General features: G+C 52.5%; 30 protein-coding genes. 12 read left to right on the top strand and 18 right to left on the bottom strand.

Translation table 11 applies throughout. The annotated features are described in order from the left end of the window. Positions 1–105: 105 nt before the first annotated feature. From AC6I8E_RS19880 to AC6I8E_RS19845, 8 genes are all read right to left on the bottom strand, one after another. Positions 106–798, bottom strand: coding sequence for an amino acid ABC transporter permease (locus tag AC6I8E_RS19880; protein WP_147788818.1), 693 nt, complete (start codon positions 796–798; stop codon positions 106–108). Between the two features lie 16 nt (positions 799–814). Beyond that, on the bottom strand, positions 815–1,519 hold the full coding sequence (locus tag AC6I8E_RS19875) for an amino acid ABC transporter permease (protein WP_497824890.1): 705 nt from the start codon (positions 1,517–1,519) through the stop codon (positions 815–817). A 64-nt stretch (positions 1,520–1,583) separates the two neighbouring features. Beyond that, positions 1,584–2,399, bottom strand: coding sequence for a transporter substrate-binding domain-containing protein (locus AC6I8E_RS19870; protein ID WP_013196349.1), 816 nt, complete (start codon positions 2,397–2,399; stop codon positions 1,584–1,586). Positions 2,400–2,419: 20 nt separating this feature from the next. Continuing rightward, positions 2,420–3,157, bottom strand: a complete 738-nt coding sequence (locus AC6I8E_RS19865; RefSeq protein WP_497824889.1) for an amino acid ABC transporter ATP-binding protein — start codon at positions 3,155–3,157, stop codon at positions 2,420–2,422. Between the two features lie 12 nt (positions 3,158–3,169). Beyond that, positions 3,170–3,736, bottom strand: coding sequence for a peroxidase-related enzyme (locus tag AC6I8E_RS19860; protein WP_201251359.1), 567 nt, complete (start codon positions 3,734–3,736; stop codon positions 3,170–3,172). After that, the gene (locus AC6I8E_RS19855) at positions 3,733–4,215 is read right to left on the bottom strand and encodes a CMD domain-containing protein (protein WP_497824888.1); all 483 of its coding nucleotides are present in this window, start codon (positions 4,213–4,215) and stop codon (positions 3,733–3,735) included. The genes AC6I8E_RS19860 and AC6I8E_RS19855 overlap by 4 nt, the downstream gene beginning before the upstream one ends. Continuing rightward, positions 4,212–5,666: an NAD(P)-binding domain-containing protein gene (locus AC6I8E_RS19850; protein ID WP_497824887.1), complete on the bottom strand. Its 1,455-nt coding sequence runs from the start codon at positions 5,664–5,666 to the stop codon at positions 4,212–4,214. Before AC6I8E_RS19850 ends, AC6I8E_RS19855 begins: the two co-directional genes overlap by 4 nt. Positions 5,667–6,020: 354 nt before the next feature. Further along, positions 6,021–6,980 (bottom strand): LysR family transcriptional regulator, encoded by a 960-nt coding sequence (locus tag AC6I8E_RS19845; protein WP_095707843.1) that lies wholly within the window; start codon positions 6,978–6,980, stop codon positions 6,021–6,023. Between the two features lie 303 nt (positions 6,981–7,283). Here AC6I8E_RS19845 and AC6I8E_RS19840 point away from each other — a divergent pair, with 303 nt between their 5' ends. Then, the gene (locus AC6I8E_RS19840) at positions 7,284–7,487 is read left to right on the top strand and encodes a hypothetical protein (protein WP_013196355.1); all 204 of its coding nucleotides are present in this window, start codon (positions 7,284–7,286) and stop codon (positions 7,485–7,487) included. A 91-nt stretch (positions 7,488–7,578) separates the two neighbouring features. On the opposite strand, the gene AC6I8E_RS19835 is transcribed toward AC6I8E_RS19840, so the two are convergent. Together AC6I8E_RS19835 and cybB are read right to left on the bottom strand one after the other, a co-directional pair. Beyond that, the gene (locus AC6I8E_RS19835) at positions 7,579–7,929 is read right to left on the bottom strand and encodes a DUF3147 family protein (RefSeq protein ID WP_013196356.1); all 351 of its coding nucleotides are present in this window, start codon (positions 7,927–7,929) and stop codon (positions 7,579–7,581) included. An 85-nt stretch (positions 7,930–8,014) separates the two neighbouring features. Next, complete coding sequence (gene cybB / locus AC6I8E_RS19830) at positions 8,015–8,539, bottom strand: cytochrome b561 (protein WP_013196357.1); 525 nt, start codon at positions 8,537–8,539, stop codon at positions 8,015–8,017. A 307-nt stretch (positions 8,540–8,846) separates the two neighbouring features. Here cybB and AC6I8E_RS19825 point away from each other — a divergent pair, with 307 nt between their 5' ends. Together AC6I8E_RS19825 and AC6I8E_RS19820 are read left to right on the top strand one after the other, a co-directional pair. Then, a complete protein-coding gene (locus AC6I8E_RS19825; protein ID WP_312216104.1) occupies positions 8,847–9,305 on the top strand; it encodes a GNAT family N-acetyltransferase in 459 nt (152 codons plus the stop codon). Positions 9,306–9,716: 411 nt separating this feature from the next. After that, positions 9,717–10,064 carry a hypothetical protein gene (locus AC6I8E_RS19820; RefSeq protein WP_013196359.1) on the top strand — a complete coding sequence of 116 codons (348 nt, stop codon included), beginning with the start codon at positions 9,717–9,719 and terminating at the stop codon, positions 10,062–10,064. 218 nt (positions 10,065–10,282) lie between these two features. On the opposite strand, the gene AC6I8E_RS19815 is transcribed toward AC6I8E_RS19820, so the two are convergent. After that, positions 10,283–10,660: a YkvA family protein gene (locus AC6I8E_RS19815; protein ID WP_147788813.1), complete on the bottom strand. Its 378-nt coding sequence runs from the start codon at positions 10,658–10,660 to the stop codon at positions 10,283–10,285. Between the two features lie 95 nt (positions 10,661–10,755). Further along, a complete protein-coding gene (locus AC6I8E_RS19810; protein ID WP_107320300.1) occupies positions 10,756–11,376 on the bottom strand; it encodes a TetR/AcrR family transcriptional regulator in 621 nt (206 codons plus the stop codon). A 165-nt stretch (positions 11,377–11,541) separates the two neighbouring features. Between AC6I8E_RS19810 and AC6I8E_RS19805 the strand changes: the two genes are divergently transcribed. Then, positions 11,542–12,753 (top strand): MFS transporter, encoded by a 1,212-nt coding sequence (locus tag AC6I8E_RS19805; protein ID WP_370425665.1) that lies wholly within the window; start codon positions 11,542–11,544, stop codon positions 12,751–12,753. A gap of 211 nt (positions 12,754–12,964) precedes the next feature. Here the strand turns inward: AC6I8E_RS19805 and AC6I8E_RS19800 are convergent, their stop codons facing one another. Continuing rightward, positions 12,965–13,834 (bottom strand): LysR family transcriptional regulator, encoded by an 870-nt coding sequence (locus AC6I8E_RS19800; RefSeq protein ID WP_095707846.1) that lies wholly within the window; start codon positions 13,832–13,834, stop codon positions 12,965–12,967. Between the two features lie 161 nt (positions 13,835–13,995). On the opposite strand from AC6I8E_RS19800, the gene bla reads away from it, so the two are divergent. Then, on the top strand, positions 13,996–14,874 hold the full coding sequence (bla, locus tag AC6I8E_RS19795; RefSeq protein WP_107320298.1) for a class A beta-lactamase: 879 nt from the start codon (positions 13,996–13,998) through the stop codon (positions 14,872–14,874). A 136-nt stretch (positions 14,875–15,010) separates the two neighbouring features. Here the strand turns inward: bla and AC6I8E_RS19790 are convergent, their stop codons facing one another. Continuing rightward, positions 15,011–16,036 carry a zinc-dependent alcohol dehydrogenase family protein gene (locus tag AC6I8E_RS19790; RefSeq protein WP_497824886.1) on the bottom strand — a complete coding sequence of 342 codons (1,026 nt, stop codon included), beginning with the start codon at positions 16,034–16,036 and terminating at the stop codon, positions 15,011–15,013. Positions 16,037–16,139: 103 nt separating this feature from the next. On the opposite strand from AC6I8E_RS19790, the gene AC6I8E_RS19785 reads away from it, so the two are divergent. Continuing rightward, the gene (locus AC6I8E_RS19785; RefSeq protein WP_497824885.1) at positions 16,140–17,048 is read left to right on the top strand and encodes a LysR family transcriptional regulator; all 909 of its coding nucleotides are present in this window, start codon (positions 16,140–16,142) and stop codon (positions 17,046–17,048) included. A 243-nt stretch (positions 17,049–17,291) separates the two neighbouring features. Here AC6I8E_RS19785 and AC6I8E_RS19780 read toward each other — a convergent pair whose 3' ends face one another. From AC6I8E_RS19780 to AC6I8E_RS19770, 3 genes are all read right to left on the bottom strand, one after another. After that, complete coding sequence (locus tag AC6I8E_RS19780) at positions 17,292–18,716, bottom strand: alpha,alpha-trehalose-phosphate synthase (UDP-forming) (RefSeq protein WP_497824884.1); 1,425 nt, start codon at positions 18,714–18,716, stop codon at positions 17,292–17,294. A 118-nt stretch (positions 18,717–18,834) separates the two neighbouring features. Continuing rightward, entirely contained in the window at positions 18,835–19,383 is a 549-nt protein-coding gene (locus tag AC6I8E_RS19775; RefSeq protein ID WP_312216095.1) for a GNAT family N-acetyltransferase, read from the bottom strand. Between the two features lie 517 nt (positions 19,384–19,900). Continuing rightward, a complete protein-coding gene (locus tag AC6I8E_RS19770) occupies positions 19,901–20,323 on the bottom strand; it encodes a MarR family winged helix-turn-helix transcriptional regulator (RefSeq protein ID WP_013196373.1) in 423 nt (140 codons plus the stop codon). 195 nt (positions 20,324–20,518) lie between these two features. Between AC6I8E_RS19770 and AC6I8E_RS19765 the strand changes: the two genes are divergently transcribed. The 6 genes from AC6I8E_RS19765 (at position 20,519) to AC6I8E_RS19740 (ending at position 25,701) form a co-directional block, all read left to right on the top strand. After that, positions 20,519–21,124: a non-oxidative hydroxyarylic acid decarboxylases subunit B gene (locus tag AC6I8E_RS19765; RefSeq protein ID WP_497824883.1), complete on the top strand. Its 606-nt coding sequence runs from the start codon at positions 20,519–20,521 to the stop codon at positions 21,122–21,124. Continuing rightward, positions 21,114–22,541, top strand: coding sequence for a non-oxidative hydroxyarylic acid decarboxylases subunit C (locus tag AC6I8E_RS19760; RefSeq protein ID WP_497824882.1), 1,428 nt, complete (start codon positions 21,114–21,116; stop codon positions 22,539–22,541). The genes AC6I8E_RS19765 and AC6I8E_RS19760 overlap by 11 nt, the downstream gene beginning before the upstream one ends. 9 nt (positions 22,542–22,550) lie before the next feature. Beyond that, positions 22,551–22,778 carry a non-oxidative hydroxyarylic acid decarboxylases subunit D gene (locus AC6I8E_RS19755; protein WP_013196376.1) on the top strand — a complete coding sequence of 76 codons (228 nt, stop codon included), beginning with the start codon at positions 22,551–22,553 and terminating at the stop codon, positions 22,776–22,778. A gap of 379 nt (positions 22,779–23,157) precedes the next feature. Beyond that, complete coding sequence (locus AC6I8E_RS19750; RefSeq protein ID WP_147788806.1) at positions 23,158–23,379, top strand: hypothetical protein; 222 nt, start codon at positions 23,158–23,160, stop codon at positions 23,377–23,379. Beyond that, positions 23,376–24,308: an SMP-30/gluconolactonase/LRE family protein gene (locus AC6I8E_RS19745; RefSeq protein ID WP_147788805.1), complete on the top strand. Its 933-nt coding sequence runs from the start codon at positions 23,376–23,378 to the stop codon at positions 24,306–24,308. The genes AC6I8E_RS19750 and AC6I8E_RS19745 overlap by 4 nt, the downstream gene beginning before the upstream one ends. A 37-nt stretch (positions 24,309–24,345) precedes the next feature. After that, positions 24,346–25,701 carry an MFS transporter gene (locus tag AC6I8E_RS19740; RefSeq protein ID WP_147788804.1) on the top strand — a complete coding sequence of 452 codons (1,356 nt, stop codon included), beginning with the start codon at positions 24,346–24,348 and terminating at the stop codon, positions 25,699–25,701. 177 nt (positions 25,702–25,878) lie between these two features. On the opposite strand, the gene AC6I8E_RS19735 is transcribed toward AC6I8E_RS19740, so the two are convergent. Then, the gene (locus AC6I8E_RS19735; RefSeq protein ID WP_147788803.1) at positions 25,879–26,562 is read right to left on the bottom strand and encodes an O-methyltransferase; all 684 of its coding nucleotides are present in this window, start codon (positions 26,560–26,562) and stop codon (positions 25,879–25,881) included. Positions 26,563–26,592 lie beyond the last annotated feature (30 nt).

The raw sequence follows: 26,592 nt of genomic DNA, 5'->3' as shown, positions 1-26,592 counted from the left end.
AGAACGTTGCCGGATTCTTATAGCGCTACGGGATCGTTCAGCTGATCCTGAATTGATCAGCAAAAGTCACATGGAACGGCCCATTCATGACAATGCCCTGATCATTCAGGTGCGCACGCGCAGCGCAGCCTCAATCCTGTCGGCAATCTTAGTAACCATATAAGCAATCACCATGTAGAACACCACCGCAATCAGGAAGGCTTCGAGATAGTAGAAGTTCAGTGCCGCCGTTAATTGTGCCTGGGCAAAGATATCCACCACTTCAATGGCAAACGCCAGTGACAGGGCTTTCATGATCACCATAAAGGCATTCGCCAGATCGGGGATCGCCGCCACGATAATCTGCGGGAACATGACCCGACGAAACAGCTGACCCCCGCTGTAGCCGAGTGACAGGGCGGCATCCGATTGACCGCTGTCGAACGAATTCAGCGCCCCTTTCCACACTTCAGCCTGGAATGCTGCGACACAGGCGCTCAGCGCGACAATGATGATCACCCAGTTCGGCAGTGAATGGGCATTAACCTCAACGCCAATCAGCGTGGCAACAAAGTGCAGCGCCGGTGGCAGGCCGTAATAGGCGAGGAAAATCACCACCACCATCGGCACGCCTTTAAAGGCGATTTTGTAGGTGATCACCAGCTGCCGCAGCACCGGAATGCGGCGATGCTCAATAAACGCAAACAGCCCGCCCAACAGTGTCGAACAGATAAACACCGTTACCGCCATCAACAGCGTCACCGGCACAGCATCCAGAATGCTCCAGAAGTCTGGCAGCAAAACCTCAGCATCAAACATGGTTTTTCTTCCTCACTCAGACGCTGGTGGTGAACTTCACGCGTGGCGCAGACTTAGAGCTGTACTTCGCATGACGTTGTTCAAAGAAGCGGATAACCAGCCACGCCACACCGCACAGCAGTGAATAGAGCACGGCCAGCACCAGATAGGTGCCGAACTGATACTGGTTATAATCGCGTTCCATGATCAGGTGCGCGGTCGCCATCACATCGGCCGCCCCGATATACATCACCAGCGCCACGTTATGAATCAGATAGATAATGGCATTGCCGTAACCCGGTAGCGCAAAGTGCACCGCCTGTGGGCCGATGACACGCAGCATTTTCTGGCGGAAGCTGTAGCCCAGGCTGTCGGTGGCATCGTGCTGACCCCGCTCAACCGCCAGGTACGCCGGGCGCATCACTTCAGACAGATAACCGCCGTGATACAGGCTCAGACCAATCATCGCCGCCACGTTGGCCGTGAAGAAGTCGCTGAAGCCAAAGTTATTGGTAATCAGTGGCATACCGTAAAAGGCGACAAACAGCTGCAGCACCACGGGCACGCTGCGCGCATAGGAAACGTAGAGATCGGCCAGCTGGCTGATCACGGGAATACGGCGCACGCGGAAAAACGTCGCGATGAGCGCCAGAAAGAACCCGACAATCATCGCCACAAACATGATGCCGAGCGTCAGAGGCAGCGCCGACAGCAGTTCTGGAATCATGGAGGATAGATTCACGGTGAAACACTCCTGCTAAAAAGGACAGCATGCGCCCGGTTCAGCGCCGGGCGCAGTGAATCTGTTACTTCATGTACTTCGTAACGTCTTCGCCAAACCACTTCTGCGCCAGCTTATCCAGCGTGCCGTCCGCCTTAAGCTCTTTGAGGGTTTTGGCGATGTCATCATTCAGTGCCTGGTTCTCCGCAGAGCGGTGGATCAGCACATAGGTGTTGTTAATCGCCACTGGCTCGCTGGCTTTGATCGCCAGCTTCTGGTTGTCGATGACCGTCTGCTCGCCCAGATTTGAAGGCAGGATCAGCGCGTCATATTTACCGTTCTGCACTTCTTTCAGACGATCCGGGTAAGGTACACCGGCGCTGGAGGCTTTGATGGTGATTTTGTCAGTCGGGTTTTCCTGCTGCCACTGGGTGACAAACTTATACACGCCACCGCCTGCAGTTACCGGCACGATGTTTTTACCGACCAGGTCTTTCATGCCATTGATATTGCTGTCGCTGCGGCTGTAAATCTTCATCAGGCTGGCACCCATCGGTGCATCCGGGATCAGGAACTGTTTGCTGCGCGCAGGCGCTTTGTAATAGCCGCCCGTCGCCATGTCGTACTTTCCGGTCACCAGGCCGGTTTCCTGAGCGATGTCCGCCGCGCCTTCCATCACAAATTTATACTGTGGCAGTTTCGCGTTGATGGCTTTCAGCACATCCGGCTCGTAGCCCTCCGGCTCATGGCCGATTGCGCCCCATGACAGCGGTTTTGATTCTGCTGCGGTGGCGATTTTGATGGTACGCACGGCGTCAGCAAAGCTGTTACCGCTGATCAGGGCCAGCGCGATGATGCCAGGCGCGGCCAGGCGACGTAATGTAGCTTTAATTGCAGGCATGTCTCTGATTCCTTTATTTATTAGAATACTTTTTCTGAGTTGAGGAACTGGGCAAGGCGTGGCAGCGCCGGGTTATCAAACATCTCTGCAGGCGTCCCCTGCGCCGCGACCACACCCTGATCCATAAACACGATGCGATTCGAAATGCTTTTCGCGAACTGCATTTCGTGCGTCACCAGCAACGAGGTAATGCCGGATGACGCCACATCTTTAATCACTTTAAGCACTTCACCCACCAGCTCGGGATCGAGCGATGAGGTCGGTTCATCAAACAGCATTACATCCGGCCGCACCGCCAGAGCACGGGCGATACCGGTACGCTGTAACTGGCCGCCAGAGAGCTGCGACGGATAGTGCTCGCGTTTTGCCCCCAGTCCTACGCGCTCCAGCTCCTGCACAGCGATGTCGCGTGCCTGCTGCTTAGTTTTACGCTGGATAACGATCAGCGGATCCATCACGTTTTCCAGCACCGTCATGTTCTTAAACACGTTGAACTGCTGAAATACCATGGCGGTACGCAGACGGATTGCCTGAATCGCCGCTTTGTCGGGGGACTGATAGTCCATGCGAATCTGATCGAGCTGAATCGTCCCCGCGGATGGCTTCGCCAGATAGTTAATGCAGCGCAGTAACGTGGTTTTGCCGGTGCCACTTGGCCCGATAATCGATACCACATCGCCGCGCTTTACCGACAGATCGACGCCTTTCAGAATCGGGTTGCTGCCGTAAGCGAGGGTAATATTGTTGAGTTCTAACATCCGGTGCAGCCCTTATTTGTTCAGGTCAGCATGGCCGAGCACATGCATCAGACGGTTGGCCCAGCCAAAAATAGCGATGGCATGAATCAGGTCGATAATTTCCTGATCGTTCATCCCAACGGCGCGCAGCGCGGCGACATCGTCCGGCGTGGCTTCAGACGGCGTGACGGACAAACGACGGGCAAAGTGATAAATGGCCGCGTCGCGTTCCCCTAATATATCCGCCCGATCAAAATAGATGGCACTGACCACGGCGTCGCTGTCGGCCAGTTGAACATGACGGCGCGCATGCACCACCGCACAGTAGCGGCAGCCATTAACAATTGAAGCACCGAGTGCGCCCAGCTCGCGATCCGCACGGTCCAGGCCACCTTCGACGTACATAATGGCGTTGAACAATCCGGTGCGTGCGGTATAGCTCTCCGGATCGTGGACCAGCGTGCGGACGTACTCTGAGATTTTCTTGTTGGACGGCGTCACTTTCATCGCATCAAGCTGCGCCGGTGTCGCCTGTTCAACATCCACTGGCGTGATGTAGGGATGCCAGTGCAGTGGCTTGAGATTAACCGACGGAATCATGCGGACCTCATCAGACGTAAGCCAGCCGCAACGCGCGTCTGGAAGTTAACAAAGGCAATCAGTTCCGAGAGCGCAACAATCTGCGGATTGGTTAATCCGGCCTGTTCCAGCAGACGAATATGCTGTTCGGTCGCCTGAATCGGTTGCTGTGTCACCAGGTCGGTGTGGCGTGCAAGCGTGGCCAGTGGCTCTTCATTCACAACGTCACCCGCAGCGAGTGCGAGCAGCGCTTCTGACGGATTTAACGCCGCCAGTTGTGCCTGATAATCGCGCTGCAGCGGCACGTCTCTGTTCAGTACCGCCATGCGCCGGGCCAGCGCCAGGCGCAGATCAGCAGGTAAACCCTGTTCATCTTCTGGTGTCAGCACGGACAGACGGCACGCTTCTGCGCCTTCCACAAATTCGGGACGCAGGCGACGTGTCTGATACAACGCCTCTTCTGGTGTTAATCTGGCGGCCTGATCAATAGCGTCGCTCACAGCGTGTTCTCCTGTTTTAGTAGCGGGGTTGAATCCACCCATTCATCGCCCTGCAATTCAGGGGTGTCAAAGGCTTGTAAGCTGGCGAAGTGCTGATCGACATCTTCACCAAACAGCGAGGCAGCAATGCCGCGCACCAGACGATCGGCACCTGCGCTCACTGCCGGAATGTCGCCGGAGACTTTGCCGTGCGTCAGCATCGCAGCATCGTTAAAGCAGTGGATGTGTGCCAGCATCGGGCAGGCACCCGGTGTTAATTCGCGAAACTCAAACGAAGGGCCGAGATCCGGCGCTTCCAGCAGGCTGTGACGCGCAGGCCCCATCTCCGGCTGATAGCGACCGTCGGCCCAGCTACGGATATGCGGCGCGATGGCAGCAAACTCCGGGCGGCCGTGAAAATCATTGGTAAAGCCGGTGGCGGCGATCAGGAAGTCATAGCGCAGTGCGCCCTGGGTGGTTTCGATCAGCAGGCCATCGGCTTCCTGCTTAACGGCATTGATGCCGCAGTCGAGCAAGAAACGCGCATTATCATGACGGGACACGCGCAGGGTTGAGGAACGCGGCGGCGGGGTTTGTGTCGCAGCGGTGTAATCGACAAATTTCCATTTCCACGCATCCGGCAACTGATGCATGCCGTGCACCACGCCCTGGCTGCCGATGCCGGTCATCTTGTTAATTCGCGGCATCTCTTTACGACGAATCAGCAGATCTACCGCGCTCGCGCCCTGCTCCAGTGCGGTCGCCGCGTTATCCATCGACGAGGCCCCGGCACCAATCACCGCAACGCGTTTGCCCTGCAATGCCGCAAAATCGATGTCATCGGCGGAGTGAGCCCAGAACTGGCGGTCAATACCTTGCAGGAAATCCGGTACGGCAAAACCGCCGAGTCCTGAACGTCCGGTGGCCAGCACCAGACGACGAGTGTAAACACGTCCGGTTTCGGCACCGTCCAGATCCAGCGCAATGAAATCTCCGGCCTGCGCGATATTGCTGACGCGCACGTTGTTCTGCACCGGCAGATTCAGCACCCGGCGATACCAGATCAGGTAATCCATCCACTGCGCTTTCGGGATCTTGTCCAGCGCCTGCCATGCTTCATTGCCCCACTGCGCCGTGAACCACGCACGGAAGGTCAGTTGTGCCAGACCCAGTGCCGGACCGTGCAGCGATTTCGGCGAGCGCAGTGTTTCCATGCGCGCAAAGGTAATCCACGGCCCTTCCAGCCCTGCGGGTGCAGCGTCATAGGCCACGACATTGCTGATACCGGTAAGCTGTAATTTCGCCAGCGCTGCCAGACCGCACATGCCCGCACCAATCACGACTACGTCGCGCACAGGCGCAGTCTGGAAGGTGTGTTCCGGTACCCATGATTTAGCGGGCAGTTCCAGAAATTCCAGATCCTGCTGAAGCTGAGCTTCGAGCGCGGCAAGACCTTTGGCGGCATACGTCATAGAGCAATTCCCTGGTGTCAGCGATCGCCTGAGAGCAAGCGAAAACTGTTAAAACGCGCCGATGACCGCACCCTTCCTATTATCCTATATAAACATAATAGGCGGCTAACAATCATCAAAACGCATAGTAAGAGCTAAGTTTTCGCATAATCCTCCTGCCCCGGATAGGAGTCAAGAATTGTGCTCAGGGTTTAACCAATGGATTTCTTATATCTTATGCCAGATACGTTATAAGCGTTGAAAATTAAGGTTTTGATCGCGGCGTGTCCGGTCGGGCCTTAATACCTGGCTCACAAAATCCAGCGAGACTGACGGGGATCTCTCTTAAGAGTGACGGTGACCTGCATGCCGCTATCACTCCTGGTTGATGATGCGCATAATTCGCGGATGTTCACTGGCTGTCAGACGTTCAAACCCGGGTAACAGTTGCGCGGCGGCCTCCGCCAGCGCGTCCACCAGCGCCTGCGCGGCGCTGGAGATCTGTCGGCCCTGGGGGGTGATAACACCAAAGAAGTAAGGTATGTCTTCCTGAATCGGGCGGATCGCCACACCAGCCAGCGGCATCCCCCAGCCCGTGACAGGCTCGAGGATCGCCACGCCTAATCCGGCCCGCACGCAGCCCAGAATATTCGCCGATGAGTTAGTCTCGATGGTTTCCAGCAGCGGTGCTTTGACCTTTTTCAGCGCTTTTTCATAGCGTCCACGTAAGCGCTGCGGACTCCAGGGTGCAATTAAACGGCGGCCTGCCAGCTGGCTCAGCGATAGCTCACTGTTCGCCGCCAGCTCATCGTCTTCGGGCAGCGCAACCACGCACTGCGACTGCCCAATCCAGTGCAGCTCGACCGCATGATGCTCCAGCGGCAAGCTGCATAAGCCAATGTCAGCCTCTGCGGTGATCACCGCATGCGCTGTCTGTACGGCGGATTCACTGATGATTTGCACTTTATTTTGAAGATTCAGCGCGGCCAGCGCCTGCGGCAACAGACCGGCAGCCAGCGCGGGCGTCGCAGCAATGCTGAGTGGGCGATGCTGCTGATGCGCGATCTCCTGCGCGCGTAAGCGAATCTGTTGCAATGACAGCAGCGCTTTTTGCACATACTGATGCAGCTGCAACGCCTCTTCTGACGGATGAATACGCGGGCCATTGCGAATAAACAGCGGGTAACCCAGCGACTGCTCTAATTCCTGAATCAGGCGGGAAACGGCAGGCTGCGAGCGGTTCAGCGCTTTGGCCGCCGCAGTGACGCTGCCCGCAGAAATTACGGCCGAGAAAGCTTCCAGCTGACGTAAATCGAGGTCATTTAACAAGGTCATCGCGAGGGTTCTTCCCTAAGTCATTGATCGCTCCCGATAATCACCCGGGAAAAAATCCATCATAGAGAGAGTCTGGCAAATTAGCCACAGCGAAAAAGCGCCAAGCCATCGGCATTAATGATTGATTAATGCGACCGTCCGATGGCCGCGCGTCTCCTGGCATCCGCCAGTTATTACATCCCAAATCGGAACCCGCTAATCCACTGAGCCAGGTGGCATTTTCAGTCCAGGCTAGAATTCATCAGGTAAGCGTCAGCATAAAACCGGGTTAACGGCGCGGCTCATCACAAAGAGGACGGAAATATGAAATTCGGTGTGATATTCGAAGATACGGGCGTTGAAGAGGAACATGATTTTGATTCCAAACCCGTTGCCGGCGATTTAGTGACATTAACGCGCGACGGAGTTGGCAAAGATTACATTGTTATCATCGAGCCTGACCCGGACCATACCCATGATGACGGGCGTGACGGGCATCCGACGAAGGCCAGAGTCCGGCCCGCGTAGTGGAGGGTAAGATGATGTTAACCGCCTGGCGAGGCGGTTTTTTTATTACCGACTCTCATGAGGTCGTCTTGCTTACTTTAGCGGCATAGCGCTACATCAGCACGATACCAAAGCGTTTCAGAAGCAGCGCCCAGAGTGTGAAAAGCAGGATAGTGATAGCGCAGGAGATGAGCAGCGTCAGCCAGAAGCCGGTGCGCTGATAGAGAAAGGGGAACAGAATAAACATGGGCAGTGTCGGCACCACATACCAGAAGGTATACCAGGCATGAGCACTGATTTTTTCCTGCGTCTGCCCTTCCACCTTCATCCAGATAAGCACCAGCACGGTGACCAGCGGTAAGGCGGCAAGTAAGCCGCCCAGTCGATCGCTACGCTTAGCTGCTTCTGAAATCAGCACGACCATAAAAGCCGTGATGGCATATTTCGATATCAGCCAGAGCATGATTGTCCTCAATATTCCTGTTCATCCGACACCTGAGTGCCGGACCGTTTACGATCGTCCCGCTCCGGGATTTCAGCAGACGCAGTTACGGCATCATCCTGCGCAGCGTGTCATCTTTCATAAAATAGTGATGGAACAGCGCCGCCAGCGCATGCAGACCAATTAACCAGTATCCGAGCGGGGCCAGCGTTTCGTGCCAGTCAATCAGCATACTGGCAGTAGCGGGATCGGGTGATGTCGCCACAGGCATATTGATCCCAAACAGGGCCCACTCTTTTCCACGCAGGTAACGCGAGCTCAACCCGAGAACCGGTAAGACCACAAACAGCGCATAAATCAGCGTGTGCACCAGATGTGAAAGACCCGTTTGCCAGCGTGCCACGGGCGGCGTAATCGGCGGCGTTACAGAACGGGTACGCAGCCACAGGCGGGCTATCATCAGGAGCATGACGCAGAAGCCTGCGGAAAAGTGGGTGATCATCACCGCATTTCGCTGCCAGGTTCCCTTCTCTGCCATCCAGCGCAGCTCGATAGTAGCGTAGGCGACGACAATCAGTAAGACCGTCAGCCAGTGGAAAAGAATTTGCGAACCCCGATATTTCTTCAGCATAGATAAACTTCCGTCACTATTTTTTTGCGTCACTATACCAGTTAATTATTAGATGTTTATTAGGAGTTTACTGGATCATTATGACAGGCCATGCCGCTTAAACACTGAGGCTGATGCAGGCTAATCTGCCTCAAACTGAATGCAACGCAGAGTCAGCATGCTGGCACAGCGAAGCCTGCGGTTTGAGGCTGAATAGCGCTGGCACATTTTAACAAAAACCTGCAGGGCACGATTCAGTCAAAGGCATTCAATAATACTGAAAGGTCGTGATAGATTGACAATCTGGAAGATAAATCACGGGTGATCAATGTTTTACATTTCGGAAGTAAACAAAAGTGATTCTGAATTAGGTTGTCTGGTGAATGAACTCGATATTTTTTTAGCAGAACTTTATCCCGCCGAGAGTAATCATTCACTGGACTTATCAACCGTCAGTGATGAAAACCTCCGTTGTCTGATGGTCAGAGATAAAGAAGGTGTTCCAGCGGGGTGTGGTGCTGTGCTCTTTAAGGAAGCTGGCTTTGGTGAAATTAAGCGCGTTTATATCCGCCCTGAGTTCAGAGGCCGTAAGCTGGGAGAACTTATCGTCGGGTCTCTGGAGCAGCTTGCGCGGGAGAATCGGTGCCATCAGTTACGACTGGAAACGGGCATTCATCAACAACCTGCTATAGCACTCTATCGCAGATGCGGATATGAGGTTTGTGACCCTTTCCCCCCTTACCTTGCAGACCCACTGAGCATTTTCATGCGTAAGAATATCCAGTGAATCGCGGAAGCATATCAGGCTTTTAGTTCATTGCTTCTTTAGCATTCAGCGCTGCGGGTATAAGAAGTTTATGATTTAACACAGCGATAAATCTTAAACTTAATCTAATGTTCATCGTGTAAAATGACGAAAGCACGCGGCTGACGCGCTGTGTGCTGCTATAAATACACTCCGCACTGGAACGGTTAGCCGGCCCTGTGAGAATGTTTCTTTAAGTCAAATCCGCGCCCTGCCGCCATGACCCGCCTGCGCTTCGCTTAACTTTAGTGCCATCCTAAATAAGAGTAAAAATAACGCGCGTTATCGTAACCTTAGAACTCTACATTTCTCATGCAAAAACAGTAACTTCTCCTCTCATTAGAGTTCGCCTATGCTGGCTGCTCACTACATTTTGCGTCAGAGGGATTTGCTATGTTTAATGTGCCCGCAACCTACAGTGCAGAGGCTGTTGAGTGCCTTTACGAAGTTATCGACATACTCAATCTGAACGGCGCACGATGCCACGTTATCTTTGACAGTCAGGCGTCCCGCGCCGCGGTGATAGAAGCAGATACAACAGAGCAACTCGGCGAAATGCGCTACCCTGTGCTGGCTGTGCTGGAGATGGAGCGCGTCACCAGCATTAATACCCTGTTGCGTATTAAATCGTTCTGGACCGATTCAGACGGCGCTCATCCTGAAATAGCGTCAGGCAACCTGGCGAACGCGTTATATAAAGCGCTGACGATGAAGAAGCATATTACGCTGGTGGGATTGTAAAGCAGCCTAAAGCCCGTGCGGTGCGGGCTTGCTATAGTGTGCAGTGACAGGCCTGACAGCACGCATCCACGCATTACACCTGAACGTTGCTTTTCAGAGATATCCGTCTTTTCCGCCTTACACTGCCGCAGGTCATATTTTCACGTGCTTTAACCCCCACGCCTTATTGCCAGACATCTCAACCTGTTTTAATGCTCTTTTACCTGCTTCCCTCCGCTTCAGATAAATGCCCTGACCAGTAGCACGGCGCACATCACCCATATCACGATAAACACGCCTGCCGTTATGCGACTGACCGGACGTCTGCTGGCCTGCGCTGCGGTTTCCCGATGCTCACGCATGACTTCGGCTGGAATAAGACGCACCACCAGCATGATGCCCAATGGCACGATGATCAGGTCATCGAGGTAGCCGATGAGGGGAATGAAGTCGGGAATCAAATCGATGGGGGAAACGGCATAGGCAGCGACAATCAACGCCAGCACTTTAGCCAGCAACGGCGTCCGGGGATCGCGGGCGGCAAGCCATACCGCGTGTACATCCCGTTTAATGTTTTTCGCCCACGTTTTGGCGTCAGCGATAAATCTGATTGTCATCAGGGTGCTTTTCCATAGTCAGGGCAATCGGCTTTACGCATCTGCATCGCTGCACCTTTGATACTCGCGCTGTGTGCTGAAAACGATCTTACTCATCAATTCTTCGCATCAGGGATGTTTGCATCCCACAATTTCATCACGGCTGATACCGCCGCATCCAGCTCTTTACCGCTTGCCCCATCCCGGGCTTCTGTTGACAGGCCGAGTTCAAAACTGTGGAGAGTGATGGCCAGCGCCCGCACGTTTGTATCGGTAGCCAGCTGTCCCGCCTCTTTCGCTCTTGTGACGCATCGCAAAAATCCCGCCCTTGTCCGTTCGCGTTGCACCGCCAGAATTTTACGGATGTGATCATTCGCGGGTGAACAGGTATTTACGGACAACGCAATCAGGCAGCCGCTGGGATGCCCCGGTTCTGTCTGCATTTTTGCCGAACGGCGCAATGCCAGTTCGACAGCTTCACGAGGTTCAGGCGTGTCATCCCACAGGCAATTGTTAACTTGGCCGTAAGTCGACGCATAGCATTCAACCACTTCTTCAAACAGCGCCTCTTTTGAACCAAACGCAGCATAAAAACTCGGTGCAGTAATGCCATTACCGAGGTTCGACTTGAGCATGGCAAGCGAGGTGGACTCGTAGCCATACTGCCAGAAAAGGGTCATCGCCTGACGAATGGCCTCATCACGATCAAATGTCCGTGGACGTCCCATCTGAGCCATGTCCGCTCCTGTTTGTACATATCAGATATAAATACTAATCGATACATATGTGCTTGACAAGGCTCAGACCGGTCTATAGCTTCAGATATATACCAATCGATACATTAATCAGAAAATCTTTTGCCACAAGGTTTTCACGCTATCAACGATTTTAAAGAGGCTCACGTGCACACCACTTCAGAATACAGTGAAACCACCACCCAGCGGGGTCTGCCTCTGGCTTCCCTGCTGGCCTTTGCCATGACAGGCTTTATTGCCATCCTGACAGAGACGCTGCCGGCAGGTCTGCTTCCGCAAATCGGAGAAGGCCTGGGTGTTACCCAGGTGATGGCGGGCCAGCTGGTCAGTATATATGCGCTGGGATCGCTGCTTGCGGCGATCCCGTTAACGGTGCTGACCAGTGGGTGGCGGCGTAAAAGAGTGCTGCTGCTTGCCGTCGGCACCTTTCTGATTTTCAACACCATTACTACCCTGTCATCCAGTTACTGGCTGACGATGGCGGCCCGTTTTATGTCGGGTGTGGCAGCCGGACTGGCATGGGGGATCCTGGCGGGCTATGCGCGCCGCCTCGTTCCTGCTGCGTTACAGGGTCGCGCACTGGCTGTTGCTATGGTGGGTATTCCTGTTGCTCTTTCACTGGGTACACCGGCAGGCGCATGGCTGGGCAGCCTGATGGGATGGAGAGTGCCGTTTGGGATTATGGCAGCCCTGGCCGTGATTCTGTTTATCTGGACATGGATCGCGGTGCCTGACCTGCCGGGACAGCAGTCTGGTCGTCGCCTCCCTGTGTGGAAAGTTTTCCTGATGCCCGGCGTCACACCCGTTCTGGCGGTTATCTTTCTGTGGATGACGGCACACAACATTCTTTACACGTTTATCGGCCCGTTCCTGCAGCTGTCGGGACTGGCTGCAAACGTGGGGCTCATTCTGCTGGTTTTTGGCATTGCGGCACTTATTGGCATCTGGATTACCGGAATGCTGGTGGATCGCCATCTGCGCAATCTGGTTCTGCTCAGCCTTGCGGCCCTGGCGGTTGTCTCTGTGGTGCTTGCAGCAGGCATGCGGGAACAGGTTGTTGTCTATCTGGCCGTCATCGTCTGGGGATGGTCGTTTGGCGGCGCGTCAACCCAGATGCAGACCGCCGCCGCCGACTCGGCGGGCAATCATGTCGATGTCGTTCAGGCGATGGTAACGACCGCATGGAATCTGGCCATTGCCAGCGGTGGCGTCGCTGGCGGGCTGCTGCTCAATAATGCCGGTGCTGAATCATTCCCCTGGGCGCTTCTGGCCTTTATGGCTGTTGCGTTTGTCATCGCCTGGCGCGCGAAAAAGCACGCTTTCAGGCCTGGCGCCAGAGGCGGTTCAGTCAAGTCGTAACCGCGTAAATTGTCTGAAATCACGCGACTCTTTCACCTGCTTTGCAATCTGCGACAGGGATGTCCGCCTGAAAACGCTGAGCAGAATGGCGTTCTTGCGTTGCCTGAAATGTTTTAACCCGGCGCAGTGGTGTCACCACGCGCCGGTCGGACATCGGTGATGACTCTTCTCTGACACCAGCCGCGTGATGACTGAGTCAGTCTGAACAACATCACGGTTTCATTATTTTTTGAATAATCCATTCACAGAATATTTGCATCGACTGGGTCATTTTTCGGGCTTTCTGCCATGTTAACCAGTAACCATCATTGCCTGAATAAATATCAAAAGGCCTGACAAGCTGTCCGCGTTTTATTTCCGTTTCAAACATAATATCAGGTGCCAGTGCGATGCCACCGGTGATCAGGACAGCATCAATAATCAGACGTGATGAATCGAAAACTGGACCGTTAACTCTGAATGAGGGTATGCCTGCTGCCACAAACCAGTTATCCCACTCGTCATGACGATAAGATCGTAATAATGTCTCACCGATGATATCCGCAGGCTTTGCCAGCCTCTTTGCTGTTTCAGGTCGGCACAATAGCGTCAGAGGTGCATCAAACAGAAGTTGATTATGTGATGATGCCCAATTGCCAGAACCAAATCTTATAGCGAAATCGACGCCCTCTCCGGCAATGCTCACAACGTTGTTGTTAGTCTGAATACTCAGCTCGATAGCAGGATGTTGCTGCTGGAAATCTTCGATTTTTGGCAGCAGCCAGCCCAGCGCGAAGGTACCCACACAGGATAGCGTCAGAGCCTCCCTGAAGTGCCCGCCTTCAAACTGGCGATAGGCTTTCTCAATACGATGAAATTGTTCTGAAATTTCAGAAAAAAGCAGCCGGGCTTCATCGGTTAATTCAAGGCCGCGTGAAAGTCTTTTAAATAACGTCACACCTAATCTTTCTTCGAGCAGCCTGACCTGCTGGCTGACAGCAGCCTGAGAAACGAAGAGCTCCATGCCTGCACGAGTGAAGTTGAGGTGACGGGCAGAAGCTTCAAATGCGCGCAGAGCATTGAGCGGGATATCACTTTTCAATGCTGACCCCAGAAAAAGTTATGACAGACATCAATTTATACCGTTTTTTCTCATCGTGAAATTGATTTATTTTGGCGCACATAACTTAAGCGAAGCGAAGTCTTTCAGCATGTTTTGTTTGGCACCATGATGTTATTAATCTCAGAACAAGGTGATTCCTGATGGTAAATTTTAAAGTAAGTCTGACCAGCCTGTTACTGATCGCAACAGCAGGTTGTTCTGTGTCAGCCTGTGCTGCTTTTAACCAGCAAACCCTGACGAGCCAGCTTGAAACACTTGAAAGTAAATCAGGAGGAAGACTCGGCCTGGCCGTCATTGACACAGCGGATGGTTCGAAATATGCATGGCGTGGCAATGAAAGATTTCCACTCTGCAGCACAAGTAAAGTGATGGCGGTTGCAGCGATATTAAAGAAAAATGAACGTGACCCTCATCTGCTTGATAAGAAAATTCATATTAGTAAAAGTGACATGGTAAATTATAACCCTGTTACCCGGAAGCATATTGACTCATATATGTCAGTCGCTGAGCTGAGTGCAGCGGCGCTGCAATACAGCGATAACGCCGCGATGAATAAACTCCTTTCCTATCTGGGTGGTCCGCAGCAGGCCACGCACTTCGCCCGGACAATCGGTGATAAGGATTTTCGTCTGGACAGAAACGAGCCGGGGCTTAATACCGCCATCCCCGGCGATGAGCGCGATACAACGACACCTTCAGCGATGGCTGAAAGCCTTAAAAAAGTGGTTCTGGGTACGGCGCTTAAGGAAGAGCAGCGAGCGAAACTTTCAGACTGGATGAAGGGGAATACTACCGGTTCTGACAGTATTAAAGCGGGTCTTCCGGACGACTGGATTGTGGCAGATAAAACAGGCAGTGGAGACTACGGTTCTACAAATGATATCGCCGTTATCTGGCCAAAAAATCACGCACCTGTCATCCTCACCACTTACTTTACACAGCGCGATAAAGATGCGGCCACACGCAAAGACGTACTCGCCAGTGCAGCAATGCTGGTGGCCGATGCAGTCGATAAATAGTCAACGCTGAAAGTTGACGATTCAGTCCGGGAAACGGCTCAGCGTGAGCCGATTTCTCTCTTGCCCCCCAGTTAATCATTAACAGGCGAATCCAGTGTTTACGCCCCCTCGCCGTGTGTAACCTGATTCATAAAGGTCAGCCCACATTGATAACGATTTTTCCAAACGCACCATTGTCGAGTTGATCCAGTGCCTGCATAAGTTCGCTGAAGCTGTACCTTTTATCGATAACCGGTTTCAGTTTAATACTGTCAACAGCCCTGACGAGATCTTCAAGCGCACGGCGGTGACCCACACCAATGCCCTGCACCGTGGGTGACTTAAGCAGCAGCATCGATCCGGAAACAGTGATATCGTCTTTATCCATCATGCCGATCAGCGAAACTCGTCCATGAGAAGCCACAGCACGAACAGAATCGGCAACGTTACTTCCCCCTACAGTATCCACAACGTGGTCGATGCCACGTTCGCCGGTTAAACGATGAACCGCGTCGACCCAATCCTCCTTCTTACGGTTAATACCGTAATCGGCACCGAGCGCCTTCGCAGCTTCCAGCTTCTCATCGCTGGATGAGGTGATAAACACCTCAGCGCCCACCGCTTTTGCAATCTGTAACGCAAAAAGCGCCACGCCGCCGGTTCCCTGAATCAGTACGGTTTCGCCAGCCCGCAGACCTCCGCGTTCAACCAGTGCGAACCAGGCTGTCAAACCTGCACAGACCAGCGTGCTGGCTTCCGCATCAGAAAGCGACTGCGGTGATTTCACCAGCCACGTTTCATTCATGACCACGTATTCAGCAAGGACTCCCTGAAACGCATAGCCTGTGGTGTCGTAGCGCGGATTTCTGGCAGTGTTGGGAAGTTTTCCGTCTATCCAGTCCGGGAAAAAGGTGGAGATAACACGTTCTCCGGGACTGAAGCGGGTTGTGCCCGGCCCGACAGCCTCCACCACACCGGCCATGTCCGATCCTGGGGTAAAAGGCATCGGCATCCCGTTACCCATTCCACCTTCAATAATGACCTTGTCCCGGAAGTTGAGTGAAACGGCGCTGACCCGGACGAGCACTTCGTTCTGCCCTGGCAGAGGGATCTCTGCTGAAATCATTTTCAGGTTCTGACGACCAGGCTGGTCTAATGTCCAGCGTTTCATTGTACGATTCATAGGGGTTCCTGTGGTTAATATTTCATAGTCAGGATTTTAGCATTGCTATTTATTTGACAGTGGCGATAGTATTTCCGGTCATTGATTCCTTATTGGCGACAATATGAAAAGCGAGATGAATACTATTCCTGTTTTTGTGGCTGTCGCGGAGTCGGTGAGTTTTTCGCAGGCAGCTGAAAAACTGCACGTCACACGCTCAGCCGTTGCTAAAACCATTTCCCGACTTGAAGAAAGGCTTGGCGTTACGCTTTTCAACCGCACAACCCGCAGCCAGAGCCTGACTGCTGAGGGCACGCTCTATTATGAATCCTGCCGTCGGGCGCTGGATGAGATCAACAGGGCAGAAGATATTCTGGAAGGCGGTAAGCTTCAGGTAAGCGGAAAACTCAGAGTTTCTGTGCCGGTTCTGCTTGGACAAATGTGTGTGTCACCCATCCTCTTGACGCTGGCGAAACAACATCCCGGACTTGAACTGGAAATATCGTTCAGCGATCGGCCAGTGGATTTGCAGGAAGAGGGATTTGACCTGGCCGTTAGAATCGGCGTACTGCCTGACAGCAGTAGTCTTGTCGCACGGTATCTTGGATCTCATAGCATGGTTTTCTGCGCCTCACCTGGATATCTTCGGGATGCAGGCGAGCCGATTTCACCGGATGAACTGAATCAGCACGCCGCCGTGGCTTACATCCGTTCCGGACGCATTCTTAAGTGGCGCATTAAAAATGAAAAGGATGAAATAACAGATTTAATCCCTCCAGCCAGATTCACAATGGATGATATGCAGGCGGTCAGAGACATTACTGTAGCTGGCGGTGGTATCGCCTCACTGCCTTACTGGCTTGTACGGGAAGAACTTGCGACTGGCAGTTTGACAGAAATATTAAAAGACCGGTCGGCTGGAAGCTGGCCTGTCTATGCAGTATGGCCGCGTACGCCTCACCTCACACTGAAAGTCAGACTGGCCGTGGATAAACTGGTGAGTGATTTTCCGGCAATGATGGCGACGCTTTGAGGTTTGGTTTCATGTCTGACTTAAGCCTCAGCGGTTGTTGATTTGATAATTTTCATAGCATGCCAGTTCACGCTGCAAGTGTGCGACGAAATTTTCTTGATCTGTTAACGCCAGAAGATCTCCCTGAACTGATCGCCATTAACGAACGGTTGCGACAGTCCGGGAGCCATATTATGAAATGATGAGACAGGCTTTATCTTCTCCAGCACCGTCTTTTGAAAGACTTTTATCCTGACTGAAAAATCAGTACCTCGCGCGGCTACTGCTCAGTCGTGGAAAAGTCGCCTGCGGCGGCAACGCTTCCGGGTCAGCAGGCACGTTGTTCAGCATCCGCAAAAATGACGCAGCCCAGTGATGGCTGTTGTGCATATGCAGGCCTTTCATCAGACGGGCGTGCAGACAGCGCCGTTCGTGTAACGGCATCTGCAGGGCGCGATGGACCGCACTGGCCATAGCATCAGGATCATAAGGATTGACGATGATGGCACCGTCCATCTGCCCGGCGGCACCGGCAAACTGCGACAGGATTAGCACCCCTGGATTTTTCGGGTCCTGCAGTGCGACGTACATTTTGGCCATCAGGCTCATGCCCGCCATGAGCGGCGTGACCAGCGCAACGCGTGAGGCACGATAGATACCGGCCTGCTCTTCCCGGCTGTAAACGTGAGTCAGATAGTTCACCGGATACCAGTTCATGGTGCCATGCACACCATTAAGTTCTCCACATAGCGCTTCCAGAGCGTGACCGAGTTTTGACGCATCATGTGCGTGTCCGGCTGCCGGCGGCGCAAGCTGCAACAGCGTGATATTTTTCTGGTAACAATCATGCCTCCGCAGCAGCACCTCCAGCGTGCTGATTCGATAAGGCAGTCCTGAACTCTCATCAAGATGACCGCCGCTCAGCACGCTATTTTCGGGCAGACTTTCGCGACACTGAATTTCCATAAAGGCGCAGCTGTTACTCTCCCGCAGAGACTCAACGTCGTCGAGGTCGATCCCGACCGGGAACACACCAACGTTGATGATCCGGCCATGAATACGAAAGCTGTCCGCTTCCAGTCGCTCCAGCCGGAATCCGCTCTCCAGCCAGACGAGGAAGTTATTCATATCCTGCGCGGTCTGAAAGCCAATCAGGTCACAACACAGCAGCGACTCTGTAAACCAGCGCCACTCGGGTATGGTTTCAAACATTCTGCCAGCCGGGAAAGGCTGATGCAGAAAGATGCCGACTGAATTGGGCAGGCCCTCTTCGCGGATATAGCGGGCACAGCCCAGCAGGTGATAATCCTGAATCCAGATAACATCGTCTGGTGTGGCATTTTCACAGATGGCCCGCGCATAGGCTTTATTAATGTTTTTATATTCCTGAAAGCCATTGGTGGAAAAACGGGCCATATCCGGACGCTGGTGGAAAACAGGCCAGAGCCCTTTATGAATGTAATTATGGTATCCCTCATTAAGCTCGCCCGGCGTATAGGGGAAGGTCACGGTTTCATACTGATCGTGCTGCTGCATATCGCAGGGTCTTGACGCATCCTGAGAGATAACTGTGCTTTCACCATTCCAGCTAATCCAGAGGCCGCCCAGCCGGGAGAGTATCCCGTCATAAACTGCAGTAAGCGTCGAGCGTTGCGATTGGTTATGAGAAACAAGGATAAGGCCTGACATGGTGTGTTCCCTGATTGAAGGCTGTGGACAGGCGATCAAGCCTGGCAGCCTGCGGCTGTTAAGCTGAGGTCGGAGGATAAACTGGAGAAAACCGCTCATGAATGCGCACCCTGTCCGCTTAATGCCTGCTGGCGCTTCTGGCGCAGATTGAATCATTAATCCCATCGTGCAGAGTCGTCACCCAGAAGCCAGGCAGTGAGGGAAAGGCGATGAATCCGTTACGCTCAAAAAAATCCGGCACGGGTTCACCCATGGCAATAATACGGCGGCAGCCTCTGGCGCCAGGATGAGAAAGACAGCAGTGCAGCAGCCATGATCCAAGCCCGACAAAGCGATACTCCGGCGAGATAAACAGATTCCGGATTACCCAGGTTTCAGCCATGTCAGTGACAACCCGCGCAAAACCGATTTGTCGGCCATTACGATAAAGCCCGAAGCAGAGGCTGTTGTTGAGAGCCAGAATCAGCGCGCGGCTGTCGGGTATCGTTGTACCCAGCCATTGCGCAATCAGACGATAGTTCAGCAGTGACGGATCGGTACTGGCCTCAATAGCATCCCGGAACCACTTGCGGGGCGAAATAAGGCGAAGGCGCTGCTGCTCAGCAAGATCGGCTAATGCCGCCTCGCGGCAGCCCGGTATGGACCAGGGCTTATTGATGCATTTCATTCACGGCTTTCCGATAAGAGGCGCATAAGCGCCCGGTGCCGTCAATTAAACCGGGAGGCCCGTAAAAATGGCGTAAAAAAAGGCTGATGAAGTGTAAAAACGCTGCAAAACAATTTCCCGCTGTAGCATCAGTTATCGCTCAGGTCGTTGAAAACCAGCTGCTTAATAACTGTTAGCCATGCCGTTTTAGTCCAGGATGGTAATCATGCATCTCCCAGTCCCCGCACTGTTTTGAGAAAATGAGTAGCCGGATAGTTTTAAAATAAAACACAGAAAGATGAAAATTTCTTTTCACTTTTAACTCAGCGATAAGCAATCCATATCCGTAATACCACCTCACAAAAACCTGACCACCCGCATTCTCCTGAATCCTCTTCTTGTATTGAGTAGACCAGTAAATAATGAAGATTGTGCAGTTATTTCCTGTCCCGGCTCGGATCACAAACGGATGCATCATATTTTTCGATGTGAGCGGAGCGCTCCTGCAGCGGTAATATCTTCAGAAATTTTAATGGGGTTATTTATTGCTCTGCTTTAGCAGAGTTTTCATCAGGTAAACCAGCTCATTCTGCTGATTTTGCCCCAGTCGATTAAGGAAATGCGAGTCTACTTTATCGGCGAGGGGCATCGCCTTTATCAAAATTTTTTCGCCCGCTGCAGTTAACGTAATAAATCTCCGGCGTCTGTCTTTCTCGCCTTCCTCGCGCCTGATGAGTGCTTTTTTTTCCATGCGAACCAGCAATTCTGCCAGCGTCGCTTTCGAACTCAGCGCTGCTTCCATTAATTCCATCTGCTCAATGCCTGGTTTGGCTGATACTGCGCACAGCACTGCAAACTGCTGTTTAGTGAGATCCGGCAGGTTCTGCTGCCACATAGCTGTATGTTCCTGAAGAAGCTGCCGGGAAAGATGAAAAAACACGTTGCCTAAATCATTGTTCATACGCCTTTCATTCCCATTCTTCTCCGCTGCTGGTCGCTCGATGTTAAATCATAACATTAAGAGATCAAAAAAAATTGGCACAGGATACTGCATAGTTAGTTTTGAAATAGTCACGCTATAAACTTGTTGCGTCGCACCTGTCGCAAGTGTACGGTCTAATTTGTTCGTATACGAACCATAACTGAGGTACATCTAATGAGATTGATCATCGGCATGACGGGCGCAACCGGTGCACCTTTGGGCGTCGCATTACTCAAAATCCTGCAGGAGATCGAAGACGTTGAAACCCACCTGATTTTAAGCAAATGGGCAAAAACCACGGTTGAACTCGAAACGCCCTATTCAGCACGCGAAGTTATGGATATGGCTGACTTTGTACACGGACCCGCCGATCAGGCCGCGACCCTTTCATCCGGCTCTTTTCATACTGACGGGATGATCATCATTCCCTGCAGTATGAAGTCATTAGCCGGTATACGGTCTGGCTACGCTGAAGGACTGATCGGTCGAGCCGCTGATGTCACGATCAAAGAAGGCAGAAAACTGGTTCTGGTCCCCCGGGAAACGCCACTCAGCACGATCCATCTTGAAAATATGCTCGCACTTTCACGCCTGGGCGTTTCAATGATCCCGCCCATGCCCGCTTTTTATAACCACCCGGCAGTGATCGACGACGTGATTGACCACGTGGTAGCGCGTGTTCTCGATCAGTTTGGCCTCGCCTCACTGAGAGCTCGTCGCTGGGAAGGTATTAAACAATCCTCACATATCCATCATCAGGGAGAAAAAAATGGCTTTTGATGACCTGCGTAGTTTTCTGAAGGCTCTGGATGAACAGGGGCAGCTTCTTGAAATTGATGAGGAAGTGTTACCTGAACCTGATATCGCGGCTGCGGCAAATGCAACCGGCAGGATCGGTGACGGTGCGCCCGCACTTTCTTTCAAAAGAATAAAAGGCTTTCGTCATGCCCATGTGGTGATGAACACCATAGGCTCATGGCAAAACCATGCCATTTCGCTGGGGCTTCCGCCGAATACCCCCGTCAAGCAGCAGATAGAGACATTTATTCAGCGCTGGGACACCTTTCCCATAGCACCCGAGAGACGTGAAAATGCTCCCTGGTCCGAGAATACGGTGGATGGCCATGAGATCAATCTGTTCGACATTCTACCGCTCTTTAGACTTAACGACGGTGATGGGGGCTTCTATCTGGATAAAGCGTGCGTTGTGTCACGCGATCCGCTTGATCCTCAGCATTTCGGTAAGCAAAACGTCGGCATTTACCGCATGGAGGTTAAAGGCAGGCGTAAGCTTGGGCTACAGCCCGTCCCGATGCATGACATCGCCCTGCACCTGCATAAAGCCGAAGAGAGAGGCGAAGATCTGCCCGTCGCCATTACTCTGGGCAATGATCCCATCATTACGCTGATGGGCGCCACACCACTTAAATACGACCAGTCTGAATATGAGATGGCAGGCGCTCTGCGTGAAAAGCCTTATCCGATTGCAAAGGCACCTCTCACAGGTTTCGATGTTCCATGGGGTTCGGAAGTCATTCTTGAAGGGGTAATCGAAGGGCGTAAACGCGAAATAGAAGGTCCTTTTGGGGAGTTCACCGGCCACTACTCAGGTGGCCGTAATATGACGGTAGTTCGCATTGATAAAGTTTCATACCGCACCAAACCCATTTTTGAGTCACTCTATCTTGGTATGCCGTGGACTGAAATCGACTTTCTGATTGGGCCAGCCACCTGCGTGCCATTGTATCAGCAGCTGAAAGCTGAATTTCCTGAGGTACAGGCTGTCAACGCCATGTACACACACGGTCTGTTAGCCATTATCTCAACCAAAAAGCGTTATGGCGGTTTTGCCCGTGCAGTCGGCGTGCGTGCAATGACAACTCCACACGGCCTGGGCTACGTAAAGATGGTCATCATGGTCGATGAGGACGTTGATCCCTTTAATTTGTCTCAGGTGATGTGGGCGCTCTCTTCTAAGGTCAACCCTGCGGGTGATCTGGTACAACTGCCAAACATGTCAGTTCTGGAATTAGATCCCGGTTCAAGCCCGGCAGGCATCACCGATAAGCTGGTGATAGATGCAACGACACCCGTCTCACCGGATAATCGCGGCCACTACAGCCAGCCGGTCAAAGATCTGCCTGAAACCGCCGCCTGGGTTGAGAAACTGACCGCCCTGTTAAGCAATCGTCATTAAGGAGAAGTTATGATCTGTCCACGTTGTGCTGATGAGCACATTGAAACCATGGCGACCTCACCAGTGAAAGACGTATGGATTGTTTATCAATGTCAGCACTGTTTATATACCTGGCGTAATACCGAGCCGGCAAGAAGAACAGAGCGAGAACACTATCCTGAAGCATTTCGTATGACACAAAGTGATATTGATAATGCGCCCGAAGTCCCGTCCATTCCACCGTTGTTAACGAGATAACAATTGAGCCTGTGGGCTTCAGTCCACAGGCATAACGTTATTCTTCTGGCAGATTATTCCCGTTTCACCCGGCAGGCTAAAGCTTTCATCAAACTGAACCCCGCTAAGCTCACAACGCTGGCCACCTTGATTAATTCAAAAGGTGATCCAGCCTTAAAGTCGTTAATCAAAGCAACAGGCTTATATTGCATATTCCTGTCTCGCTTTTCAAAACTGCGCCTTCTGTTTTCATCTGGACCACTTTCACGGAATTGTGAGTCACATCGAATTTACATCACAAACAATCTCGCAACACTGGCACCCTCATGAAGCAGGCAGATATAGTAATTTCAGCATGTACAACATGGTTGTATTCAGTAAAACAAACGTGAGAATTGCTATGTCTGCTTATAAAAAAACCTTAAACAATTATTGTGTTATGCATAAACGCACTGATTACGACCGTCATAACAAAGAATATCAGGTCGCAATTATTGATAAGTCTGGCCAAAAAAGCAGAATTTATGGCTCTTTCGGGCTATCGGGCGACGGCATGAAAGGAAGTATGCCTTCACTGGTGAACGTGAGTAATGGACCAGATGAAAGGGCCACTATTTTATGATGTCCCTGACACAGGCCGAGGTCAGGCAGACATCGATTTTTACCCGCCTGCCAGACCGTTTTCGCTTACCGGATAGCAACAATGCCTGGGCCGTCGCGAATCGCGGGGGACAGCTTACCGACTCGTTCCTTGAAGGGCCGGTCTGGCATCCTTCAGGCTGTCTGTATCTGACCGATATTCCCTATGGCCGCATATTCCGGGTTGATATGACAGGCAACTGGGCGCTCGTCGTGCAATATGACGGCGAACCTAATGGCATGAAACTCGCCGATCCGGATACGCTTTTGATTACGGATTATCGTCATGGGATCATGAAACTCTGCCTCAAAACCCACAGCGTGTCGCCATGGCTGGCTCGCCGTAATAGCGAGAGTTTCCGTGGTGTTAACGATTTAACCACCGACAGCCAGGGGAACCTCTATTTCACCGATCAGGGGCAAACAGGACTACACGATCCCACCGGTCGTGTTTACCGGCTGAGCCAGAACGGACGACTGGATATGCTGCTGGATAACTGCCCAAGCCCGAATGGACTGGTTCTGTCCCCGGACGAAAAAGTACTTTACGTCGCGATGACGCGCGGCAATGCCATCTGGCGCGTACCGCTTCAGCGTGATGGTTCAGTCAGCAAAGTCAGTCAATATTTTACCTCACACGGTCCCAGCGGCCCTGATGGACTGGCTATGAACGCCAATGGCGAGTTGCTGATAGCCAACCCTGGTCTGGGTCGCATCTGGCTGCTTAACGATCTGGCTGAGCCCGCAGAAATTCTCACCAGCCCTGCCGGGCGCTCCACGACCAATCTCTGCTTTGGTGGCGAAAGCCTGCAACAGCTTTTTATTACCGAATCGGTAAGCGGCAGCATTCTTACCTGCCCGATGAAAACACCCGGTCACCCATTGCCCTTTATTTCCACCGAATTTCTTTGAGAATAATTCTGCGTTTCTGAACGCAGCGGAGGCACCCATGAATCTGCAATCTGTAAGCGCTGACTCACCTGTTAAGACGGAAGCCGGGTCTGAACCCCATGATGCAATGAATCAAATCGATTTTGACCAAAGTGAACGGGCCGTAGGTAAAGCGTTCCGTCGTATCCTGCCGTTTATTTTCATCTGTTATGTTGTGAGTTATCTGGATCGCACCAACGTCAGCTTCGCTGCTCTCGGCATGAATGCCGATCTGGGGATTACAGCTGAGCAGTTCGGGTTCGGAGCCGGGATGTTTTTTATTGGCTATTTCCTGTTTGAGGTGCCAAGTAACCTCATCATGCAAAAGGTGGGCGCACGTATCTGGATCGCCCGCATTATGATCTCATGGGGAATCATCTCCATGGCGACCGCCTTCGTCACCGGGCCCACAAGCTTCGCCTTTGCCCGTTTTTGTCTGGGGGTGGCCGAAGCCGGATTTACACCCGGTATCTATCTGTTCTTCACCTACTGGTTTCCCGGAACCTGGCGCGCAAAAATTACGGCAGCCTTTTTAGTGGGTATCCCTGTAGCGAATATCATCGGCGCGCCGTTATCCGGGATGTTGATGCAAATCACCGGGCATGAGCACATCCGTAACTGGCAGTGGTTGCTGGTGCTGGAAGGTTTCCCGGCGGTTATCCTGGGCATTATCTGCCTGTTCTATCTGAATGACCGTCCGGCAAAGGCAAACTGGTTAACTGATGCGGAAAAAACATTGCTGACCAGGCGACTGGAGAATGAGCAGCAGAAAATTGAGAAGGCGCACGGTTCCAGCATGCGCGATGCGCTGCGTAATCCCTTGCTTTACCTGCTGGCCTTTATTAACTTCTGCGGCATTGTCGGTTCTATCGGCGTGGGCCTCTGGATGCCGCAGATCATTAAGCAGATGGGCGTCAGTCATACCGCCACCGGTTTCCTGACCGCGTTACCTTATATCTGTGGCGCGGTCGGGATGCTGCTCTGGGCACAGCGGGCCAATGCATCCGGCAACCGCATTCGGTGGATCAGCGCGGCGTTGGTTATTGCTGCTGTTGCACTGGCGTCGAGTGCCATCGTGGATCAACCGGTTATCAAGATGATTGCGCTCTGTTTCACCGTAAGCGGCATTCTGGCTTTCCAGGCTTCATTCTGGGCGCTGCCTTCCGGTTTTCTGACAGGAAGCGCAGCCGCAGGTGGCTTAGCGATGATTGTCTCTGTCGGAAACCTGGGCGGTTTTGTCGGGCCGTCCCTTATTGGCTACATCCGGCAGTCAAGCGGTGAGTTTATGTGGGCGCTGCTGGCGGTTTCCGCCGTGTTATTGGCTGGCGCGCTTGCCGTAGCATTGGTTAAAGATCCTTATCGCAAAGGCGTGTGAAGTGAAGGCGCTCAGGCGCCTTTTAATTCTGGCGGGCTGCTATCTGGCGGGCCTGGAGTGAAGAGCGAATTCCTTTAATATCATTAAACTGCATCACTAAGAATAGCGTCAGGTAAAGGCTGGTCAGGAAAGTAAATATTATGAGCTTGTGATGACTTTGATTTTTCCGGAGATGAACTATGCCGTCCTGACGAAAGCCAGCACGAACCCATCCCAGCCCTTTTCACCCACGGTCTGAATCGCCGTGGCATCAAGTCGCTTATCCTCAGAGATCATCTCAATAAAATTTCGCAGGCCACTGACATTTGGATCATCACTTTCAGAATCAATAATGCTGCCGCCGCGCACCGTGTTGTCACCCACAATAACGCTACCTGCACGTGATAATCTGATTGCCCATTCCAGATAATGTGGATTATTCACCTTATCGGCGTCGATAAAAATCAGGTCAAAGGGGCCTTTAAGAGTGGGCAGGATATCCAGTGCAGTACCCGTGTGCAGCATCACGCGTTCAGTCAGCCCGGCATTGCTTATATTCTGGCGGGCCACTTGTGCATGATGTTTATTGAACTCAATCGTTGTTACGCGTCCATGTGGCGGCAAAGCCCTGGCCATCCATAGGGTGCTGTAGCCACCAAGCGTACCAATTTCCAGAACGCGCACAGCGCGTGACATCTGGATGAAGATGGACAGCATTTTTCCCTGTAAAGCAGAAACATCGTGTGTCGGTAAACCCTGTTTAACGTTGTTATGAAGAGCATTAATCAGCTCAGGTTCTTGTGGTGCGAGTTTTTCAGAAAACCAGGCGTCTACCTGTGCCCATTTATCTGAATCCTGTGAGGGATAATCAGGCGTTCTCATTAGTAATACTCCTCATCATAAGGACCAATG

This window comes from Pantoea sp. X-Soil-YNGN-785, from assembly GCF_059730585.1.
This window is presented reverse-complemented; position numbering and strand designations above follow the sequence as displayed.

Excerpts from the sequence above, each read along its gene's own strand:
- AC6I8E_RS19735 (WP_147788803.1), bottom strand. The coding sequence starts at position 26,562 with ATGAGAACGCCTGATTATCCCTCACAGGATTCAGATAAATGGGCACAG.
- AC6I8E_RS19880 (WP_147788818.1), bottom strand. The coding sequence starts at position 798 with ATGTTTGATGCTGAGGTTTTGCTGCCAGACTTCTGGAGCATTCTGGAT.
- AC6I8E_RS19835 (WP_013196356.1), bottom strand. The coding sequence starts at position 7,929 with ATGCTCTGGCTGATATCGAAATATGCCATCACGGCTTTTATGGTCGTG.
- AC6I8E_RS19760 (WP_497824882.1), top strand. The coding sequence starts at position 21,114 with ATGGCTTTTGATGACCTGCGTAGTTTTCTGAAGGCTCTGGATGAACAG.
- AC6I8E_RS19750 (WP_147788806.1), top strand. The coding sequence starts at position 23,158 with ATGTCTGCTTATAAAAAAACCTTAAACAATTATTGTGTTATGCATAAA.
- AC6I8E_RS19870 (WP_013196349.1), bottom strand. The coding sequence starts at position 2,399 with ATGCCTGCAATTAAAGCTACATTACGTCGCCTGGCCGCGCCTGGCATC.
- AC6I8E_RS19780 (WP_497824884.1), bottom strand. The coding sequence starts at position 18,716 with ATGTCAGGCCTTATCCTTGTTTCTCATAACCAATCGCAACGCTCGACG.
- bla (WP_107320298.1), top strand. The coding sequence starts at position 13,996 with ATGGTAAATTTTAAAGTAAGTCTGACCAGCCTGTTACTGATCGCAACA.
- AC6I8E_RS19790 (WP_497824886.1), bottom strand. The coding sequence starts at position 16,036 with ATGAATCGTACAATGAAACGCTGGACATTAGACCAGCCTGGTCGTCAG.
- AC6I8E_RS19850 (WP_497824887.1), bottom strand. The coding sequence starts at position 5,666 with ATGACGTATGCCGCCAAAGGTCTTGCCGCGCTCGAAGCTCAGCTTCAG.
- AC6I8E_RS19860 (WP_201251359.1), bottom strand. The coding sequence starts at position 3,736 with ATGATTCCGTCGGTTAATCTCAAGCCACTGCACTGGCATCCCTACATC.
- AC6I8E_RS19840 (WP_013196355.1), top strand. The coding sequence starts at position 7,284 with ATGAAATTCGGTGTGATATTCGAAGATACGGGCGTTGAAGAGGAACAT.
- AC6I8E_RS19810 (WP_107320300.1), bottom strand. The coding sequence starts at position 11,376 with ATGGCTCAGATGGGACGTCCACGGACATTTGATCGTGATGAGGCCATT.
- AC6I8E_RS19740 (WP_147788804.1), top strand. The coding sequence starts at position 24,346 with ATGAATCTGCAATCTGTAAGCGCTGACTCACCTGTTAAGACGGAAGCC.
- AC6I8E_RS19745 (WP_147788805.1), top strand. The coding sequence starts at position 23,376 with ATGATGTCCCTGACACAGGCCGAGGTCAGGCAGACATCGATTTTTACC.
- AC6I8E_RS19820 (WP_013196359.1), top strand. The coding sequence starts at position 9,717 with ATGTTTAATGTGCCCGCAACCTACAGTGCAGAGGCTGTTGAGTGCCTT.
- AC6I8E_RS19845 (WP_095707843.1), bottom strand. The coding sequence starts at position 6,980 with ATGACCTTGTTAAATGACCTCGATTTACGTCAGCTGGAAGCTTTCTCG.
- AC6I8E_RS19865 (WP_497824889.1), bottom strand. The coding sequence starts at position 3,157 with ATGTTAGAACTCAACAATATTACCCTCGCTTACGGCAGCAACCCGATT.
- AC6I8E_RS19815 (WP_147788813.1), bottom strand. The coding sequence starts at position 10,660 with ATGACAATCAGATTTATCGCTGACGCCAAAACGTGGGCGAAAAACATT.
- AC6I8E_RS19825 (WP_312216104.1), top strand. The coding sequence starts at position 8,847 with ATGTTTTACATTTCGGAAGTAAACAAAAGTGATTCTGAATTAGGTTGT.
- AC6I8E_RS19755 (WP_013196376.1), top strand. The coding sequence starts at position 22,551 with ATGATCTGTCCACGTTGTGCTGATGAGCACATTGAAACCATGGCGACC.
- AC6I8E_RS19785 (WP_497824885.1), top strand. The coding sequence starts at position 16,140 with ATGAAAAGCGAGATGAATACTATTCCTGTTTTTGTGGCTGTCGCGGAG.
- AC6I8E_RS19765 (WP_497824883.1), top strand. The coding sequence starts at position 20,519 with ATGAGATTGATCATCGGCATGACGGGCGCAACCGGTGCACCTTTGGGC.
- cybB (WP_013196357.1), bottom strand. The coding sequence starts at position 8,539 with ATGCTGAAGAAATATCGGGGTTCGCAAATTCTTTTCCACTGGCTGACG.
- AC6I8E_RS19775 (WP_312216095.1), bottom strand. The coding sequence starts at position 19,383 with ATGAAATGCATCAATAAGCCCTGGTCCATACCGGGCTGCCGCGAGGCG.
- AC6I8E_RS19770 (WP_013196373.1), bottom strand. The coding sequence starts at position 20,323 with ATGAACAATGATTTAGGCAACGTGTTTTTTCATCTTTCCCGGCAGCTT.